Here is a 17,012-nt window from a genome sequence, read left to right on the forward strand (position 1 = left end):
GGGGGGGGGGCAGCTACTTTACACATTGCAAATATGCAGGGTAAAGTGCTACTACCGCAAGTGCAGCTATTGGTTTTAGGCAATAATAATAGTAGCGTAAACGCCAGCAATTTAGCTAAGGGTAATTATATACTAATAATAAAAGGGAAAGCTATTCAGCAAAAGCAATTTATTATAGATTAAAAAGCATTATTAATTTCCTATTCTAATAAAGCCCCGATGTTTAAAAAACTTCGGACCGTTTTGCCTAATAAACTGCCCATACTTGCAAACTTTCAGCTTTATTGGTGGTTACTATCAGTTGTAGAAATAATGCTAGTTTCTTTGCTGCAATGTTTTTAAAAACCAATAATGAACATGATAAAAGATATTTCCGATAACAGTCAACTTCAAAACTCCCTTTCAAGGGCTGGGGGCGGCTTTTCTCTTTTTGCTTCACTCGTCAATATTCTTGGCACATCTACCAAAAACACAGAAAAGCTAAACGCATTACAACATTATTTTTCTACAGCAAGCGATAAAGACAAGGTTTGGGTAATTGCTATTTTCAGTGGTCGTAGACCAAAACGCATCATTAATTCTACAATATTGCAGCAATGGTGCGTAGAATTGATTCACTTACCACTATGGCTATTTGAAGAATCGTATCACACGGTTGGTGATTTAGCAGAAACCATTGCCCTACTATTGCCTCCAAAGCCGGCAACTCCTGAAGTGGAGATACAAAACGAGTGCTCTTTATCAGATTACTTAGAAGCATTTATGAGGTTAGAAAAAGCTGGTGAAGAAGAAAAAAAGGACTTCATTATTTCTACTTGGATGCAACTCAATCAGGAAGAGCGTTTTGTATTTAACAAACTGATTACAGGCGGTTTTCGCATTGGTGTGTCACAAAAAATGATGGTGTTTGCATTGGCAAAAACAACTAAAATAGAAGCCTCTACTATTGCGCATTTAATCAGTGGTAATTGGCAACCAGCAAGCATTGGCTTTGTTGATTTATTAAACCCCAACATGGCTAGCCAAGATGATAGCAAGCCCTACCCTTTTTATTTGGCTTATGCTTTAGAAGATGAACCTCAAAGTTTGGGCGACATTAAAGAATGGCAAGCTGAATGGAAATGGGATGGTATTCGTGGGCAAATCATTAAGCGTAATGGTGAATTGTACGTTTGGAGCCGCGGCGAAGAATTAATGACTGACAAATTTCCTGAGTATCAAATACTAAAAAATATATTACCAGATGGTATTGTGATAGATGGCGAAATATTACCAACACAAGATTTACAACCCTTGCCTTTTAGCTTACTACAAACAAGAATTGGCAGAAAAACAATCACTAAAAAACAATTACAAGCAGCCCCAATAAGCTTTTTTGCCTACGATTTATTAGAATACAATACAACTGACATTCGCACAAAACCTTTACAAGAAAGACGATTACTGCTTGAAAACATAATCAACAGCACGTTAGCTGGTAATCAACTTTTAGCCAATACCATTCAATTATCACCAACCATACAAGCTGCTTCTTGGGATGAATTGATAACACTTAGGCAAGGTTCTAGAGATATGGGTAGCGAAGGTTTGATGCTGAAAAGAAAATCATCGCCTTACCAAGTAGGCCGTAAAGTGGGTGATTGGTGGAAATGGAAAATTGAACCGATGGTAATTGATGCAGTGCTTATTTACGCACAAAAAGGTCATGGTAGAAGAAGTAATTTGTACACTGATTATACTTTTGCAGTAAAAGATGGCGATAGATTGGTCACATTTACCAAAGCTTATAGCGGCCTTACAGATAAAGAGTTTAACGAGGTTGATGCTTTTGTAAAAGCTAATTCACTTGAAAAATTTGGTCCCGTACGCACCGTAAAACCAGAGCTCGTGTTTGAAATTGCCTTTGAAGGTATTGCTGCAAGCGCAAGACATAAAAGTGGTGTAGCATTGCGTTTCCCTCGTATGAACCGCTGGCGAAAAGATAAAAAAGCAGATGAGATAAACACTTTAGAAGATTTAAAAAATATGTTGCGTATTTACGGCAATAAAAAAGATGGCAACTAAAGCTTTAAATGTTAGACCCATATTTTTTTAACGGATTCTTTTTAGCATGATGAACAGCAATAACATCAATCAAATTTCCGTTTATACGATACACAACTAAAAAGGAAAACGTCGTAACAGATAATCACGCAAATCTTTTCTACCATCAATAAAACCATAATATTCTGGACTGTCCGCTATTTTTCTATAAGCAAATTCAAGTTCTTTTAGTAATTCTTCGCCCAAGCCACTACGTTGTAACTCATACCATTCGTAAGCATCGTAAACATCTTGCTGAGCAAATGAAGAAATAACAAGATTATAAACCATTCCTGCCAAATTTTTCACGTATGAGCATATGAGATGCTTCCACAGAAAGTCCCATATCGCTATTATTTTCAAGCAATTTAACACGCTCATAAAAGCTGTCTAACTCTGCTTGTGTATACCTTTCATTTACAGGTTTTAGTATACTAAGTACAGCATCAAGTTGGCTGTCATTTGCAATATCAATTAGTTGATGTATTTGAGCTCTAGTTACACTTGAATTCATGATAATGTATTTAAGTAAGTAACTGCAATTTATAAATTTTATGCTAAATCTTACTTTGGAAAACGATTTTTACACCAATTTGATTAATGATGTAACTTTTACCTTTATTATCTGTTATCTATCTTACATCTTTAGCAAGTAGCATTATGGTTCGCAAGCAATATCTCACCATCATTATCATAGCAATAACTGTCACAATCAGTATAGCTTTTATCAATAAAACAGATGAAGGCGAAAAACCAATCTTTATACCACCAAGTGTGCAACGCATTGGCAACAGCGCTATTGGCTACAACTATTTAACCACAGGCGACTATCTTAAAAGTGGCTTACCATATAATTTTTACACACTTTTTTTAGGCAAAGACAAGAACAATTTTCTCAACCGTACTGGGAAAAATGCCACTGTTGCCTATGGCTTTAATGTGGTTAAAGGCGAGAATGATATAGATGTGGTGGTACCTACTTGCTTGCAGTGTCATGCACAAGAATTTGAAGGCAAATTGTATGTTGGCTTAGGTAACACCTTTCAAGATTTCACCAATTTTGGCAGGTCATCCAGCTATTTAAACAGCGCTGCTATTAAGGTTATGCAAACCTTTGCCCCTAATCAATATCCTTCTACCAAAGCCATTATCACATCGTTCTCTGCCATTGCACCTTATATGCAAACAGAAGTACAAGGTGTAAATGCTGCGGATAGATTAGCCGCTTTATTAGTGGCACATCGTGACCCACAAACACTAGAATGGCTACCGAAACCAATTTTAGATATACCTAATGAGGTTGTACCAACAGATGTACCTGCTTGGTGGCTGTTAAAAAAGAAAAACGCCATGTTTTACAACGGTTTCGGCCGTGGTGATTTTGGTAAGTTTTTAATGCTCAGTAATATTTTAACGGTAAAAGATACTAGCGAAGCAAGAGAAGTAAACAGCCATTTTGGTGATGTTTTGGCTTATATCAAATCCATCAATCCGCCTAAATATCCCAAAGCAATTGATAATGATTTGGCAACCAAAGGCAAAACTATTTTTACCAATACTTGCAGCAAATGTCATGGCACTTATGGTGATGATGGCAAATACCCTAACCTGTTGATTCCTGCGTCTATTATTCGCACAGATTCTATGTTGTATCTAGGCAATCAACAAAATCCACAGTTTATCGATTGGTTCAATAAAAGTTGGTTTGCACAAGGCGAAAACCCTGCAAGACTAGAGCCTTATAAAGGTTACATCGCACCGCCATTAGATGGTATTTGGATTACTGCCCCTTACTTGCACAATGGCTCTGTACCTACATTACAAGCCTTGTTGAACAGCAAAGAGCGACCGCAATATTGGAAGCGAAATTTCAAAAATCCAACTTATGATTACGATAATATTGGCTGGCAATACGAAACCGTAACCAAGCCAGAAAAACGTACCACTTACAATACCGATTTACCGGGCTATCGCAATGTTGGTCATACATTTGGCGACAAGCTTTCAGATGCAGAACGCAAAGCTGTGATTGAGTATTTAAAGACATTGTAGTAGGTATTTATGTCACCAACTTTGGTACTACTATTTAACATCGTTGCGTCGCACACTTGTACGCTTTTCTCTTTGTTCAGCAACATTACAATCAGTTATCTTTAGCTTCATTTCATCTATTGTCAATTGCAGTCTATCAATCAGCCAACACATATATTACAAACCACCAAAGGCTATCAAATCGTTTCGCAATGGCTTGCCAACAAAGGCTTCCAGCCATTTCAGTTTCAAACAGAAACATGGCAACATATTATTGATGGTAATAGCGGTTTGGTTAATGCACCTACTGGTTGTGGTAAAACTTTTTCGGTGTATTTAGGTGCTATTATTCAGTTTATCAATCAACATCCAAACGATTATCAATCGCTTAAGAACAATGGCTTACAACTACTTTGGATTACCCCTTTAAGAGCTTTGGCAAAAGACATTGGCCGAGCTATGGAAGAAGTAATCGCAGAACTTGGTATGCAATGGCAAGTGGGTATTCGTAATGGCGATACCACTACTTCTGAAAGGCAAAAACAAAAGCGTCATATACCTGAAGTATTAATCATTACGCCAGAAAGTTTACACCTTTTCTTAGCCCAAAAATCATATACAGAAAGCCTTCAAAGCCTTAAAGTAATTGCAGTGGATGAATGGCATGAACTCATTGGCAGTAAACGAGGTGTGCAAGTTGAATTGGCGATATCGAGAATAGTCAATAGTCAACAGTCAATAGACCATAGACCACAGACCATAGATGCAACAAATCATAATCACCATCGACTATCGACTATCGACTATCGTCAGATTTCTCTCTGGGGCATCTCAGCAACAATCGGTAATTTAGAAGAAGCAAAAGATGTATTGCTTAGTCCTTTACAGCAAGCTGGCGTTATTGTAAAAGCCAATCTAGATAAGCAAATCAGCATCTACTCTATTATACCAGATGAAATAGAAAAATACCCTTGGGCTGGCCATTTAGGCATTAAACTAGCCGAGCAAATTGTACCAATTATTGAAGCAAGTACTACAACGCTCATTTTTATTAACACACGTGGCATGGCTGAACGTTGGTATCAAACGCTCTTAGATGTAGCACCACAATTAGCAGGTGCGATTGCCTTACATCACGGTAGTATTGAACAAGAATTACGCTTATGGGTTGAGGAAGCTTTGCATACACATACGTTAAAAGCAGTTGTATGCACAGCTAGTCTTGACTTGGGTGTAGATTTTCGTCCTGTTGATACGGTTATTCAGGTTGGTTCACCAAAAGGGGTAAGTCGCTTTTTACAACGTGCAGGTAGAAGCGGCCATAAACCTGGTGATGTAAGCAAGATTTATTTTTTGCCCACCCATTCATTAGAATTATTAGAAGCAGCAGCTTTAAAATCTGCCATAGAACAAAACTTGATTGAAGGCAAAGAACCGATGCTATTGTGCTTTGATGTATTAACACAATACCTATGTACATTGGCTGTGGGTGAAGGTTTTAGTGCGCAGCGCATTTACCAAGAAGTAAAAAGCACCTACTGCTTTAGCGATATTACAGAAGATGAATTTAACGAAGTGCTATTGCACATAACCATTGGTGGCAAAGCTTTACAGCAATACGATGAGTATAAGAAAGTAGAGATTATTGATGGCATTTACAAGATAAATAACCGTAGAACAGCAATGCGTCATCGCATGCACATAGGTACTATTGTAAGCGATGCCATGATGAAAGTAAAGTTTACAAGTGGTGGCTATATTGGTGTGATTGAAGAGTGGTTTATTAGCAGACTTGAGCCGGGTGATGTATTTACACTAGCAGGTAGAAATGTAGAATTGGTAAGCATTAAAGAGATGACGGCTTTTGTAAAAAAATCAACTTCAAAAAAATCTATTGTTCCAAGTTGGATGGGTGGCAGAATGAGTTTAACAGCCAATTTAGGTCATGTGTTGAGAGAAACGTTTAGCTCTGTGTCGATAGACGATAGACCACAGACCATAGTTGAAGACAGTGGACTGTTGACTGTCGACCATCGACAGTTTTCCCCCGAACTTTCCGCTCTACAACCTTTATTTGCCTTACAAGCACAGTTATCGCATATACCTGCGGCTAATGAAGTGTTGATAGAACAAATAGAAGCAAAAGATGGCTTTCATTTACTCGTATATCCATTTGAAGGTAGACAAGTGCACGAAGCCATGAGTGCTTTATTAGCGCATCGTATTGGGCAAATTACACCCATCACCTTTTCTATTTCCATGAACGATTATGGGTTTGAATTATTAAGCGATCAGCCGATACCTGTTGATGATAGTAATATTTATGAATTGTTTACCAGCGATAATTTGGTGGCAGATATTCAAAAAAGTGTAAACAGTGTAGAAATGGCTTCTCGTAAGTTTAGAGATATTGCTGTTATTGGTGGGCTCATCTTTCAAGGTATGCCCGGTGAGCAAAAAAAAGCAAGGCATTTACAATCATCTGCATCTTTATTGTTTAGAGTATTTAACGAGTACGACCCTACTAACCTACTATTACGTCAAGCCTACAACGAAGTATTTACACAACAAATGGAAGAAACACGCTTACGCACTGCTTTACAACGTATTCAGCAAAGCCGCATCGTTATTACCTTTCCTGAACGTTTAACCCCGCTAAGTTTCCCTATTGTGGTGGATGGGCTTAACCGCAACAATTTATCTTCAGAAAAACTAGAAGACAGAGTAAGAAGAATGCAAGAACAGTTGAACAAGTAGCTAATTGATTACTTGTTGCTAGTTTTATTTTCTTTATTTTCCTTCTTTTATAAAACCAACATGATGCGGCTTTACGTATTTAAGTTCTAAAAATGCGTCATGAAACAATCAACATTCAAAAACACGGTATCGTGTATTGCCCTCTCGTTTGCAGTAAGCATATTTGCTACGTCTTGTAAAAAAGATGAAACACCTACACCTGCAACTCGCCCAGACTTATTATTTTACGCTTTAACCAGCGATAGTAAGTTAAATAAGTACAATGCAACAACGGCAGAAATGCCGACAGCTTCTACAAGTATTACTGGCTTACAAGCTGGTGAAACCTTGTTAAGTATTGACTTTAGACCAGCTACTGGTCAGCTATATGCTCTAAGTAGCAATAGCAGATTGTACACCGTAAATACAGAAACTGGTGCAGCCTTAGTAGTAGGTACAGCGGCTTTCACACCTGCACTAGCTTCTCAAGTAGCCAATATAGATTTTAACCCTACTGTTGATAGAATTAGAATGGTTACCAATAGTGGGCAGAACCTACGTTTACATCCTGAAACAGGTGCTGTTGCTGCAACAGACGGTAGCATTAATGGTGGTGCTTCACCAGCCATTACTTCCATTGCTTATACCGATAACAAAGCTGGCACAGCAACTACTATTTTGTATGATATTGACTTTACCACTAAAAAATTATACAAACAAGATCCACCAAACAATGGCACACTAGTAGAAGTAGGTAACTTAAATGTAAATTTTACTGGCAAAGGTGGGTTTGATATTAATGCAGATAACAGTATTGCATTGGCAACATTTACTGTAAACAGCATTAATAAGTTATACCAAGTTGACCTTACAACTGCAAAAGCAACTTTCTTAGCTGACCTAGCAGCAAATGTGATTGATATTGCTATACCTACTAATCCTGTAGCGTATGCAGTAGATGAAAGTAACAACTTACAAATATTTGACCCTACAAAACCACAAACCATTGTAAGTAAAGCTATTACTGGGTTGCAGGCTGCCGAAAACATAGTAGGTATTGATTTTAGACCAGCTACTGGTCAGTTATTTGCCCTTGGTAGTGCAAGTAGATTGTACACTATTAATGCTTCTTCTGGTGCAGCTAGTATGATTGGTACTGCAGGTGCATTCACACTTACAGGAACTGCTTTTGGTTTTGATTTTAATCCAACTGTAGATAGAATTAGAGTGGTAAGTAATCTTGGTCAAAACTTAAGATTAAACCCTAACGATGGTACACTTGCCGCAACAGATGGCAATATTAACCCTGGTACACCAATGATTTCTGGTGCAGCTTATACTAATAATTTTGCTGGCGCTACATCTACCATTTTATATGTATTAGATGGTGCTACCAATAAACTTTTTAAACAAGACCCACCAAATAATGGCACGTTAGTAGAAGTAGGTGCTTTAGGCATTACGATAGATGCAGCTAATGGTTTTGATATTGGTAGTAAATCTACAATTGCTTACGCAATTATTACTTCTGGTGCAACTACCAAATTATACACTATTAATCTAACTACTGGCACCGCCACTGCAATAGGTGATTATCCTAATAAAGTACGTGCATTTTCTATTGGCTTAGGTTTCTAAAAAAAGTAAATAAGATAATTATACAACTAAAAGCGTCAATTTCTTTACAAGAAATTGACGCTTTTACTATTACGTCTCACCTTTCACTACTTAGCCCTTCTATATTGTTGTGGCCATGTAATATCATCACCTAATTCTTTTGCCGCATCTAAAGCAAAATAAACGTTACGCAGTGATGCCCTTGCTATAAATATCAAATCAGCTTCTTGATTTTGTAAAATGGCTTCTGCTTGTGTAGCTGTTGTAATTAGACCTACAGCACCCGTAAGTATGTTTGCTTCTTTCTTTATTGTTTCTGCAAATGGCACTTGATAGCCTGGCACTAATGGAATTTTAACGCCTAGTATATTACCACCTGTAGAGCAATCAATCACATCAACCCCTTTGGTTTTTAATATGGCAGCTAATTGCACACTTTGTTGTTCATCCCAAGCACCTTCAACCCAATCTGTTGCAGAAAGTCGAACAAATAATGGTAAGTTAGCAGGCCATACCGTGTTTACTGCATCTACTATTTCTAATAATAAACGAACTCTATTCTCAAAACTACCACCATATGCATCTGTTCGATGATTGCTATAAGGTGATAAAAACTGATGAATTAAATAACCATGCGCAGCATGAATTTCAACTACCTCATAGCCTGCTTGTAATGCCCTTGCTGCGGCAGCTTTAAAATCGCTAATAACGCTTGCAATCTCATCAAGTGTTACAGCCGTAGGTGCTTCATCTGTTGGGTAAAATGGCAAAGCAGATGCAGAAATGGTTTGCCAGCCACCATCGGCTTGCGCAATTTGTTTACCACCAAGCCAAGGTGCAGCACAACTTGCTTTTCTACCTGCATGTGCTAGCTGAATACCTGCAACAGCGCCTTGTGTTTTTATAAAACTGGTAATAGTTTGTAGCTTTTCTATCTGCGCATCTTGCCATAAGCCCAAGTCGCCAGCGCTTATGCGCCCTTCTGGCGAAACCGCCGTTGCTTCTTGTATAATTAAACCTGCACCACCCACTGCACGGCTACCCAAATGCACCAAATGCCAATCATTTGCAAAGCCATCTACCGCCGAATACTGACACATGGGCGAAATAACCAACCTATTTTTAAGTGTAACACTTTTTATAGTTAAAGGCGAGAATAATAAAGACATATCAAGGAATATTTGGTTTGTTACAAAGGTATTAATTGCGGTTACAGGTTGCTAGATACTGGTAAACCTTTCAATAAATCGTTTTGTTCTTTTTTTATTTGATTGTGCAAGTTTAAGACTTACACACTTAATTGGATACTCCCGTTTTGGCAGCGTTTTTAATAATCGGTATTATTGGTCAATTAAGTACGCTTATTAGTACAGTTACACAAGTATTGTCGCTATTTACCTATGAGTTTGATGGTTACAAATTTGGATATGCTTTAGGACATTGTATTGCTTGGACAATCTATTTTTACATGATCATAACCCTTTTAAAATATGCTAAAAAATGGACGTCTAAATATACTAATGATGTATCCTAAACCACGATGCAAAATGCTTCGTGCCTTACAGTTGTAAGAGTTTCCACAATTCACGTTTCCTTTTTCACTTTTCACTATTCACGTCCATCACTTTTCACTATTCTTCACTCCTTCCCTATCTTCGCCACCTTATGAATAAAGAGGTTGTTTTAAGCGGTATTCGCCCTACAGGTTTCTTACACTTGGGCAATTACTTTGGTGCTATGCGCAACTATGTGCGTATGCAAGATGAGTATAACTGTTATTTTTTCGTGGCCAACTGGCATAGCCTAACCACACATCCTGATACTAAAGAATTACAATCTGCCGTTCATCGTGTAATTGCAGAAAATGTGGCTTGTGGTTTAGACCCTGATAAAGTGGCTTTATATGTACAAAGCGATGTGCCAGAAATTGCTGAATTATATCTGTATTTAAATATGCTTGCTTACAAAGGTGAGCTAGAAAAAACAGTCACTTTTAAAGAAAAAGTACGCTTAAATCCAGAAAATGTAAATGCTGGATTGCTCACCTATCCTGTGTTACAAGCGGCTGATATTTTAATTCATAGAGCGGTAAAAGTGCCTGTAGGTAAAGACCAAGAACAGCACTTGGAAATGGCTAGAAACTTTGCGCAACGGTTTAATCACCGTTATGGTAATGTATTGCCAGAGCCACAAGCGTTTAATTATGGTGGCGAATTAATTAAGATTTTAAGTCTTGATGGTAATGGTAAAATGAGCAAGAGCGAGAACCAAATGAACACTTTGTATTTAGCCGATACTGATAACCAATTGCGTAAGAAAATAATGAAGGCAAAAACGGCTGAAGCACCTGCTGAACCAAATAGTGTAAAGCCTGATTTTATTGAGAATTTGTTTACGTTAATGAGCCAAGTAAGTACACCCGATACTTTAGAAAAATTTAATGCTGATTTTAATAATTGTGTGATTCGCTATGGTGATATGAAGAAGCAATTAGCCGAAGATATGATTGGATTTATAGCCCCAATTAGAGAAAAAGCTGCGGATATTCAAAACAATAAAGAACTATTGGGCAAAATAATTAAACAAGGTGCTGAAAAGGCAAGAGAAAGTGCATCAGCCACTTTAAAAGAAGTAAGACAAGCGATAGGGATGAATTATTAACCCTAGCCCTAAAGGGAATTTTCTCATAACCGTTTTTATTTGGAAAATATCATTGTTATTTGATACTTTCATTTTCTTTTAACTCATTTTATAACCTTAAAATAATTTCCCCTTTAGGGGACGAAGGGGCATGGCAAAGTCAAAAAAACCAAAACATGTAGCAATAGCCGGTAACATAGGTGCGGGCAAAACTACTTTAACTGAAATGCTAAGTAAGCATTATAGATGGATACCTCAGTTTGAAGATGTAGACCACAATCCTTACCTGATGGACTTTTACGAGGATATGCCGCGTTGGAGTTTTAACTTACAGATATATTTTTTAAATAGCCGGTTAAACCAATTGTTAGAAATACAACGTGGTACAGAAACGGTAATTCAGGATAGAACTATTTATGAAGACGCCAACATTTTTGCCCCTAACCTACACGATATGGGCTTAATGAGTAAACGTGATTTTGAGAACTACTACCAGTTTTTTCAAACCTTAAAATCGATGGTAGAACCGCCAGATTTATTAATTTATTTAAAAGCTTCTGTACCAACTTTAGTATCTCAAATACAAAAACGTGGTAGAGAATATGAAGAAAATATTCGCTTAGATTATTTGAAAAAACTAAATGAATACTACAATAAATTTATTGCTGATTATCATGAAGGGCCTGTGTTAATTATTGACTGCGATAAAAATAAATTTGCAGAAAACGAGGAACATTACGGTGAAATAATTACCAAAATAGATAGCCAATTATTTGGTTTGTTTTAATACAAAATAACTGTTTTAAAAGCCCTACTAAAAGTGGGGCTTTTTAGTCTATACAACCCAGATTTATTACTTTGCACCTCCAAATATGATTACTCCACAAACCATAGAACAGATTAAAAACCGCCTCGATATTATTGATGTGGTGGGTGAGTTTGTGAAGCTAAAAAAGCGAGGTACTAATTATATAGGCAACTGCCCTTTTCACAATGAGAAAAGTCCTTCTTTCACTGTTTCGCCAGCTAAAGAACTGTACAAATGTTTTGGCTGCGGCAAAAGTGGCAATACCATTACGTTTGTAATGGAACACGAAAAGTTGACTTATGTAGATGCTTTACGCTGGCTGGCAGGCCGTTACAATATTGAAATTGAAGAAACACAGGTAAGTGAAGCGCAAAAGCTACAGTTTGCAGTAGCTGATAGTTTATACGTAATTAACAGTTTTGCAACCAAGTTTTTTGATATACAATTATTTGACACGCAAGATGGCCAAGCGATAGCTATGAGCTACTTAAAAGAGCGTGGTTTTAGAGAAGAAATTCTTAAGAAATTTCAAGTTGGTTACAACCCTCAAAGTAGAGATACGCTGGTTAAAGCTTTAATTGCCAATCAATTTAACAAAGAACTTTTACCAAAAACAGGCCTCGTTACAGTTCGTAACGAAACCGAATTGGTAGATAATTACCGAGGCAGAATAATTTTCCCAATTCATGGCAATACAGGTAAAATAATAGGCTTTGGTGCAAGGGTTATTGGAAAAGCAGACAAAGCCCCCAAATACATTAACACACCTGAGAATGATATTTATGTAAAAAGTAAAATTCTCTATGGTTCTTATTTTGCAAGGGTTGCCATAGATAAAGCTGACGAATGTTTGTTGGTGGAAGGTTATACTGATGTGGTAAGCTTGCACCAAGCAGGTATTGAAAACGTGGTGGCTAGCGGTGGCACATCGCTTACCATTGACCAATTGCGTTTGGTAAAAAAATATACCAATAACCTCACCATTATTTACGATGGTGATAGTGCAGGTGTAAAAGCGGCTTTGCGTGGCTTAGACATGGCACTCGAAGAAGGCTTAAACGTAAAGCTGGTATTGATTCCTGATAATGAAGACCCTGACAGTTATGTAAATAAAGTAGGCGCTACGGGCTTTAAAGATTTTATTGCGGCTAATAAGAAAGACTTTATTCTCTTTCAGCTAGAAGTGATGCTGAAAGATGCTGGCAATGATGTAAACAAGAAAAGCGATTTGGTAAATCAAATTGCTGATACCATTAGTAAAATAAACCGAGCCGAAGATTTTACCAAACAGCAAGAATATATTAAGCAATGTTCTGCCATTTTAAAAATTGATGAAGGTGGCTTAACCACGCTAGTAAACAAATACAAGCGTGACAAAGTAACCAAAGACGAAAAAAAGCAATTTCCAAAGCAGCAGCCTTCATTTGATGACATCAATGCAGAATTTGTAGAGCAACCTGAGGACGTTTTAAACGACAATTCGTACTTACTAAATGTAGATGAAAAGCACGAACGTAATGTGTTGCGCATTCTGCTTGACTTTGGGTTAAATCCATTTGATGAAAACCAACGTGTTGCAGATTATGTGTTTAAAGAGATGGAAGGCTTTCATTTTGATAACCCACAGCTTGAGTTGATGCTAGAAATGTACCGGTTGCAGTATAGAGACGGCCTAGAACCAAGTACCAAAACCTTCTTGTACAGCGAAGATGAAACGATACGTAATTTAACCATCGCAATAACTATTTTTCCCTACGAATTAAATGCTGGTTGGGATAATTTGATAGATGGTAAAAAGATTACTGGGCAAGATAATAGTCACCAAGATGTAATTATGAGCCTGAATTATTACAAGTTGCGTAAGATTAAGAAAATGTTTGACCAAAATCAATACGATATGGAACGAGCAGATATAGATGGGCAAATGCAACTCATAAAAATTCACAAGCACTTAAAAGACTTAGAACAGCAAATAACCAAGCAGTTAGGTACAGTAATTTTAAGATAGCTTTTTTAAGAATATAGGTCAAAGACGCATACACCACTTTTTTGCATCTTATAATGATAACTTTATTTTGTATTTTTTTGATTGCTCAAGAAAATAAATACGCTACGATAAAAGCCCTATAAAGTATCAAAAAGATGCAGTGTGCGACGCAACAGCAGCTACATAGTAGTACTACCGTTGGTTACAAAAAAGAAAAACTACTTAAACAAATAGCGTAAACTTACACCCATGTAGTAAGTGGTATAAGGCGAGCCAGGATTGTACACTTTGGGTAGCTGACCAGTAGGCGCTGTTACGTTTAAGAAGGTAAACTGTGAGTAACGCTGACCCAAAATGTTATCAAGCCCTGCATACACATCGAAGCCCCATTTTTTAGGTTTTATACCTACGGCCATATTGCGCCAGCCTAGCTTGGCATTTAATAAGTCGTACGCTGGTGAATAACTTGTATTATCAAGTGTTATGGGCATTCTGTCAGTAAACATATTGGTAGCATTAAAGTAAACACCATACTCTGTTTCTATATCAAAACCAATATTAAGTAAGTTGGGCGCTATACCTGTAACCTTTAAACCAGAATAATCTTTTGTATTATTATTATTATTGTTATCGCTTTTATAATCACCATTTTTACAATCGTAGTAAGAGTAGGTTAAGAAGGGACGAAACAAACTAATGATGCCTTTTTTAGGTATTAATGCATAGTTAACAGCTAATTCAAAGCCATTGTTGCGCACCGTGCCTGCATTGGTAGTGATGGTGTAAAATGGCAAACCATTAGCTGATGAAAAGCTTTGCCCTACAAGCTTATCGGCAATTTCTACAGTAAAAAAAGATAACTCGTAAGTAAGCGATTTTTTTAACGCATTACCCTTTGTACCAATTTCAAAATTGCCACCCCTTTCAGGTTGTACATCCTCATTTATTTTGCCTAACTGTGAGATTAAAACTTGGCTAAAATTAGGTGGTGAATAACCATCACCATAGCTAATGTAGGTTAAACTGTTTTCACCAAATTTATGTGCTAATACAACTCTTGGTGTTATTAAGGGCTGGAAAGCTTTTTTGCCTGTGTTATTTTTGTAATTGTTAGTTCCGGCACGCATGTCGGTAATATCGTACTCAATGTAATTGCTACTTATGCCACCTGTAACGGTGGTTTTGTCATCTATTTGTAGTTCAAGTTGTGTAAAAGCACTCCACATTAAAGGTTTTAACTCGTAATCGCTGGTGAGTGAACCAAGCACACCTGCTGTTTGGTTATACGTTTTTTGATAGTTGACATTTTTAAACACTTCGCCACCAAAACTTAAACGTGCAGGTTTAGCACCAAAATGTGTGCTTAATGTAAATGCTGTACGTGCACCAAATTTATTTTTATTGGTTTTAGTAAGCGAGGTACCCAATGGATTATTGATGGTTTGTGTAGTAGCAAATACACTTGTTCTATTATTGAAGTTATCAGAAAATTTATATTCTTGAGCTAAGCTTATTCTTGCACTTTCAATATCTACCAAAGCATTGTTTTTAATGTAATCAGCATCTGCACTATCAGGATTGTTTAAAAAATTGAGACTATCAAGCTGACCAGCTAATAAATCTCTTGTTTTTGAATAGTTACCATACACAAAGAAACTACGTCGTTCGTCATTAAAGATATCGGCATTAATGCTTAAAAAATCTTTTACAGAACGATGGTGCATTCTAAAACCATCAAGCTCTTGATGACCATAATTAATAAGCATATTCGTTTTATCGGTACCAACACCAAAAGTGGTGTTAGAGCGCTTTAAACCATCTGAACCAGTTAGGTAAGATTGTAATACCGATGTGCCTTGCGGTGCTTTTTGATTGAACATAGTAATAACACCTGCAATGCCTGTACCATAAATACTAGATGATGGGCCTTTAAAAACCTCTACCCTACCAAGGTTATCAAAATCAATGTCATCAAGTGTTGTAGAGCCATCAGCATCTGTTAAAGGAATTTCGTTTAAGTAAGCTTTGTAGCCAATACCATTGTTAGTATTAGTTTGGTTGCCGTAGCCACGCATTACAATTCGGCTGCCGCCGGCTACTGTACGTAATTCCATGCGTACACCTGGCAATAAATTAAGTGTATTGTGAAGCAGCACACCATTGTGTCTATCAAAATCTCTGGGTGTAATAGTACCAATAGAACCAGGTGAGTTAAGGGTTTTACGCTGTGTAGATAAACCAATCACTTGTATTTCATTCATCAAAATATTAGATGGTTCTAGAAACACAAGTAGCACATTATTTTTATCCCCTAGAAATACTTCTTTGGCTAAATAGCCATTACTAGTAACATCAATTTTATTGTTACCAGTCACTAGTACCAACTCAAACACACCATACTTATTACTAATAATTTTTTGATTATTATAAATAACAATAGCAGCAGGTATTGGCTGATTAGTTTCATTATCACGCACCACACCTTTTATTTTTTGCTGCGCAAATACAGTAAAACCATTAGCTAGTAAAAGGATTAAAAAATACAGACGCATATTGTAGTAGGTGGTTATTTTAAAAAAAGCTACAAACCTCATAAGCCGGATTCTGTTTTTACACTATCATTTATCTACGATAAACATTACTGCTTACCTGTTGCTGCCTACCCTGATACATCGAACGAGCCGCTCTCAAACGCATCTATACGTGGCATTACAGTACCCAAGGTTTACCCACACCTAGTATCACTACTAAGTGTTGTAGGCTCTTACCCTACATTTTCACCCTCATCCCAAAACACTAGTGTTTCGGGACAGTTATTTTCTGTGGCACTTTCTCTTTTTGCTTGCGCAAAAGCCGGCTATTCACCGGTAGGTTGCCCTATACTGTCCAGACTTTCCTTTTCAAAACAAGTTTGAAACGATAGTTCGGGTTTGTAGCGTGGCGAAGTTAGCTAGTAAAGCTGTACATAATTTAACTCTATCAGACAAATACATTAAACGATAGCACCAAAAAAGCAACGCAAAGCTCACTTTCACAACAAAAAAATACAGTTTGAAGAAAAAATAGTTATTATCTAGATTATTTCTATAAATTTATTTTGCCTAAAGACCA

Annotated in this window: 13 protein-coding genes and 1 other RNA gene; 9 read left to right on the top strand and 5 right to left on the bottom strand. The window is 37.1% G+C overall.

Annotation, left to right across the window (positions count from 1 at the left end):
* Both ACT9TX_RS16175 and ACT9TX_RS16180 read left to right on the top strand, forming a co-directional pair.
* Positions 1–183 (top strand): T9SS type A sorting domain-containing protein (locus ACT9TX_RS16175; RefSeq protein ID WP_481339837.1); only part of this gene is annotated, 183 nt, incomplete at its 5' end.
* 168 nt (positions 184–351) lie between these two features.
* Positions 352–2,064, top strand: coding sequence for an ATP-dependent DNA ligase (locus ACT9TX_RS16180; protein ID WP_481339839.1), 1,713 nt, complete (start codon positions 352–354; stop codon positions 2,062–2,064).
* A 96-nt stretch (positions 2,065–2,160) separates the two neighbouring features.
* Here ACT9TX_RS16180 and ACT9TX_RS16185 read toward each other — a convergent pair whose 3' ends face one another.
* Together ACT9TX_RS16185 and ACT9TX_RS16190 are read right to left on the bottom strand one after the other, a co-directional pair.
* Entirely contained in the window at positions 2,161–2,373 is a 213-nt protein-coding gene (locus tag ACT9TX_RS16185; protein ID WP_481339840.1) for a hypothetical protein, read from the bottom strand.
* Positions 2,363–2,596 (bottom strand): hypothetical protein, encoded by a 234-nt coding sequence (locus ACT9TX_RS16190; RefSeq protein ID WP_481339842.1) that lies wholly within the window; start codon positions 2,594–2,596, stop codon positions 2,363–2,365. The genes ACT9TX_RS16185 and ACT9TX_RS16190 overlap by 11 nt, the downstream gene beginning before the upstream one ends.
* 146 nt (positions 2,597–2,742) lie before the next feature.
* Between ACT9TX_RS16190 and ACT9TX_RS16195 the strand changes: the two genes are divergently transcribed.
* From ACT9TX_RS16195 to ACT9TX_RS16205, 3 genes are all read left to right on the top strand, one after another.
* On the top strand, positions 2,743–4,134 hold the full coding sequence (locus ACT9TX_RS16195) for a c-type cytochrome (protein WP_481339843.1): 1,392 nt from the start codon (positions 2,743–2,745) through the stop codon (positions 4,132–4,134).
* Between the two features lie 126 nt (positions 4,135–4,260).
* A complete protein-coding gene (locus ACT9TX_RS16200; protein ID WP_481339845.1) occupies positions 4,261–6,870 on the top strand; it encodes a ligase-associated DNA damage response DEXH box helicase in 2,610 nt (869 codons plus the stop codon).
* Between the two features lie 99 nt (positions 6,871–6,969).
* Positions 6,970–8,487: a DUF4394 domain-containing protein gene (locus tag ACT9TX_RS16205; protein WP_481339846.1), complete on the top strand. Its 1,518-nt coding sequence runs from the start codon at positions 6,970–6,972 to the stop codon at positions 8,485–8,487.
* 86 nt (positions 8,488–8,573) lie between these two features.
* Here ACT9TX_RS16205 and namA read toward each other — a convergent pair whose 3' ends face one another.
* Positions 8,574–9,635 carry an NADPH dehydrogenase NamA gene (gene namA / locus ACT9TX_RS16210; RefSeq protein WP_481339847.1) on the bottom strand — a complete coding sequence of 354 codons (1,062 nt, stop codon included), beginning with the start codon at positions 9,633–9,635 and terminating at the stop codon, positions 8,574–8,576.
* A gap of 131 nt (positions 9,636–9,766) precedes the next feature.
* Between namA and ACT9TX_RS16215 the strand changes: the two genes are divergently transcribed.
* The 4 genes from ACT9TX_RS16215 (at position 9,767) to dnaG (ending at position 13,922) form a co-directional block, all read left to right on the top strand.
* Positions 9,767–10,000, top strand: coding sequence for a hypothetical protein (locus ACT9TX_RS16215; protein ID WP_481339849.1), 234 nt, complete (start codon positions 9,767–9,769; stop codon positions 9,998–10,000).
* 131 nt (positions 10,001–10,131) lie between these two features.
* A complete protein-coding gene (gene trpS / locus ACT9TX_RS16220) occupies positions 10,132–11,127 on the top strand; it encodes a tryptophan--tRNA ligase (RefSeq protein WP_481339850.1) in 996 nt (331 codons plus the stop codon).
* Positions 11,128–11,257: 130 nt separating this feature from the next.
* On the top strand, positions 11,258–11,893 hold the full coding sequence (locus ACT9TX_RS16225; RefSeq protein ID WP_481339852.1) for a deoxynucleoside kinase: 636 nt from the start codon (positions 11,258–11,260) through the stop codon (positions 11,891–11,893).
* Between the two features lie 85 nt (positions 11,894–11,978).
* Positions 11,979–13,922, top strand: coding sequence for a DNA primase (gene dnaG, locus ACT9TX_RS16230; protein WP_481339853.1), 1,944 nt, complete (start codon positions 11,979–11,981; stop codon positions 13,920–13,922).
* A gap of 197 nt (positions 13,923–14,119) precedes the next feature.
* On the opposite strand, the gene ACT9TX_RS16235 is transcribed toward dnaG, so the two are convergent.
* Both ACT9TX_RS16235 and rnpB read right to left on the bottom strand, forming a co-directional pair.
* Positions 14,120–16,453 (bottom strand): TonB-dependent receptor, encoded by a 2,334-nt coding sequence (locus ACT9TX_RS16235; protein ID WP_481339854.1) that lies wholly within the window; start codon positions 16,451–16,453, stop codon positions 14,120–14,122.
* A 25-nt stretch (positions 16,454–16,478) separates the two neighbouring features.
* Positions 16,479–16,837, bottom strand: an RNA gene (rnpB, locus tag ACT9TX_RS16240) — RNase P RNA component class A.
* Between the last annotated feature and the right edge of the window lie 175 nt (positions 16,838–17,012).

The sequence above is a fragment of the Parasediminibacterium sp. HNIBRBA5674 genome (assembly GCF_056745525.1).

Coding starts and splice junctions, on each gene's coding strand:
- namA (WP_481339847.1), bottom strand. CDS start 9,635: ATGTCTTTATTATTCTCGCCTTTAACTATAAAAAGTGTTACACTTAAA.
- ACT9TX_RS16235 (WP_481339854.1), bottom strand. CDS start 16,453: ATGCGTCTGTATTTTTTAATCCTTTTACTAGCTAATGGTTTTACTGTA.
- ACT9TX_RS16225 (WP_481339852.1), top strand. CDS start 11,258: ATGGCAAAGTCAAAAAAACCAAAACATGTAGCAATAGCCGGTAACATA.
- ACT9TX_RS16185 (WP_481339840.1), bottom strand. CDS start 2,373: ATGGTTTATAATCTTGTTATTTCTTCATTTGCTCAGCAAGATGTTTAC.
- trpS (WP_481339850.1), top strand. CDS start 10,132: ATGAATAAAGAGGTTGTTTTAAGCGGTATTCGCCCTACAGGTTTCTTA.
- ACT9TX_RS16205 (WP_481339846.1), top strand. CDS start 6,970: ATGAAACAATCAACATTCAAAAACACGGTATCGTGTATTGCCCTCTCG.
- ACT9TX_RS16180 (WP_481339839.1), top strand. CDS start 352: ATGAACATGATAAAAGATATTTCCGATAACAGTCAACTTCAAAACTCC.
- dnaG (WP_481339853.1), top strand. CDS start 11,979: ATGATTACTCCACAAACCATAGAACAGATTAAAAACCGCCTCGATATT.
- ACT9TX_RS16190 (WP_481339842.1), bottom strand. CDS start 2,596: ATGAATTCAAGTGTAACTAGAGCTCAAATACATCAACTAATTGATATT.
- ACT9TX_RS16195 (WP_481339843.1), top strand. CDS start 2,743: ATGGTTCGCAAGCAATATCTCACCATCATTATCATAGCAATAACTGTC.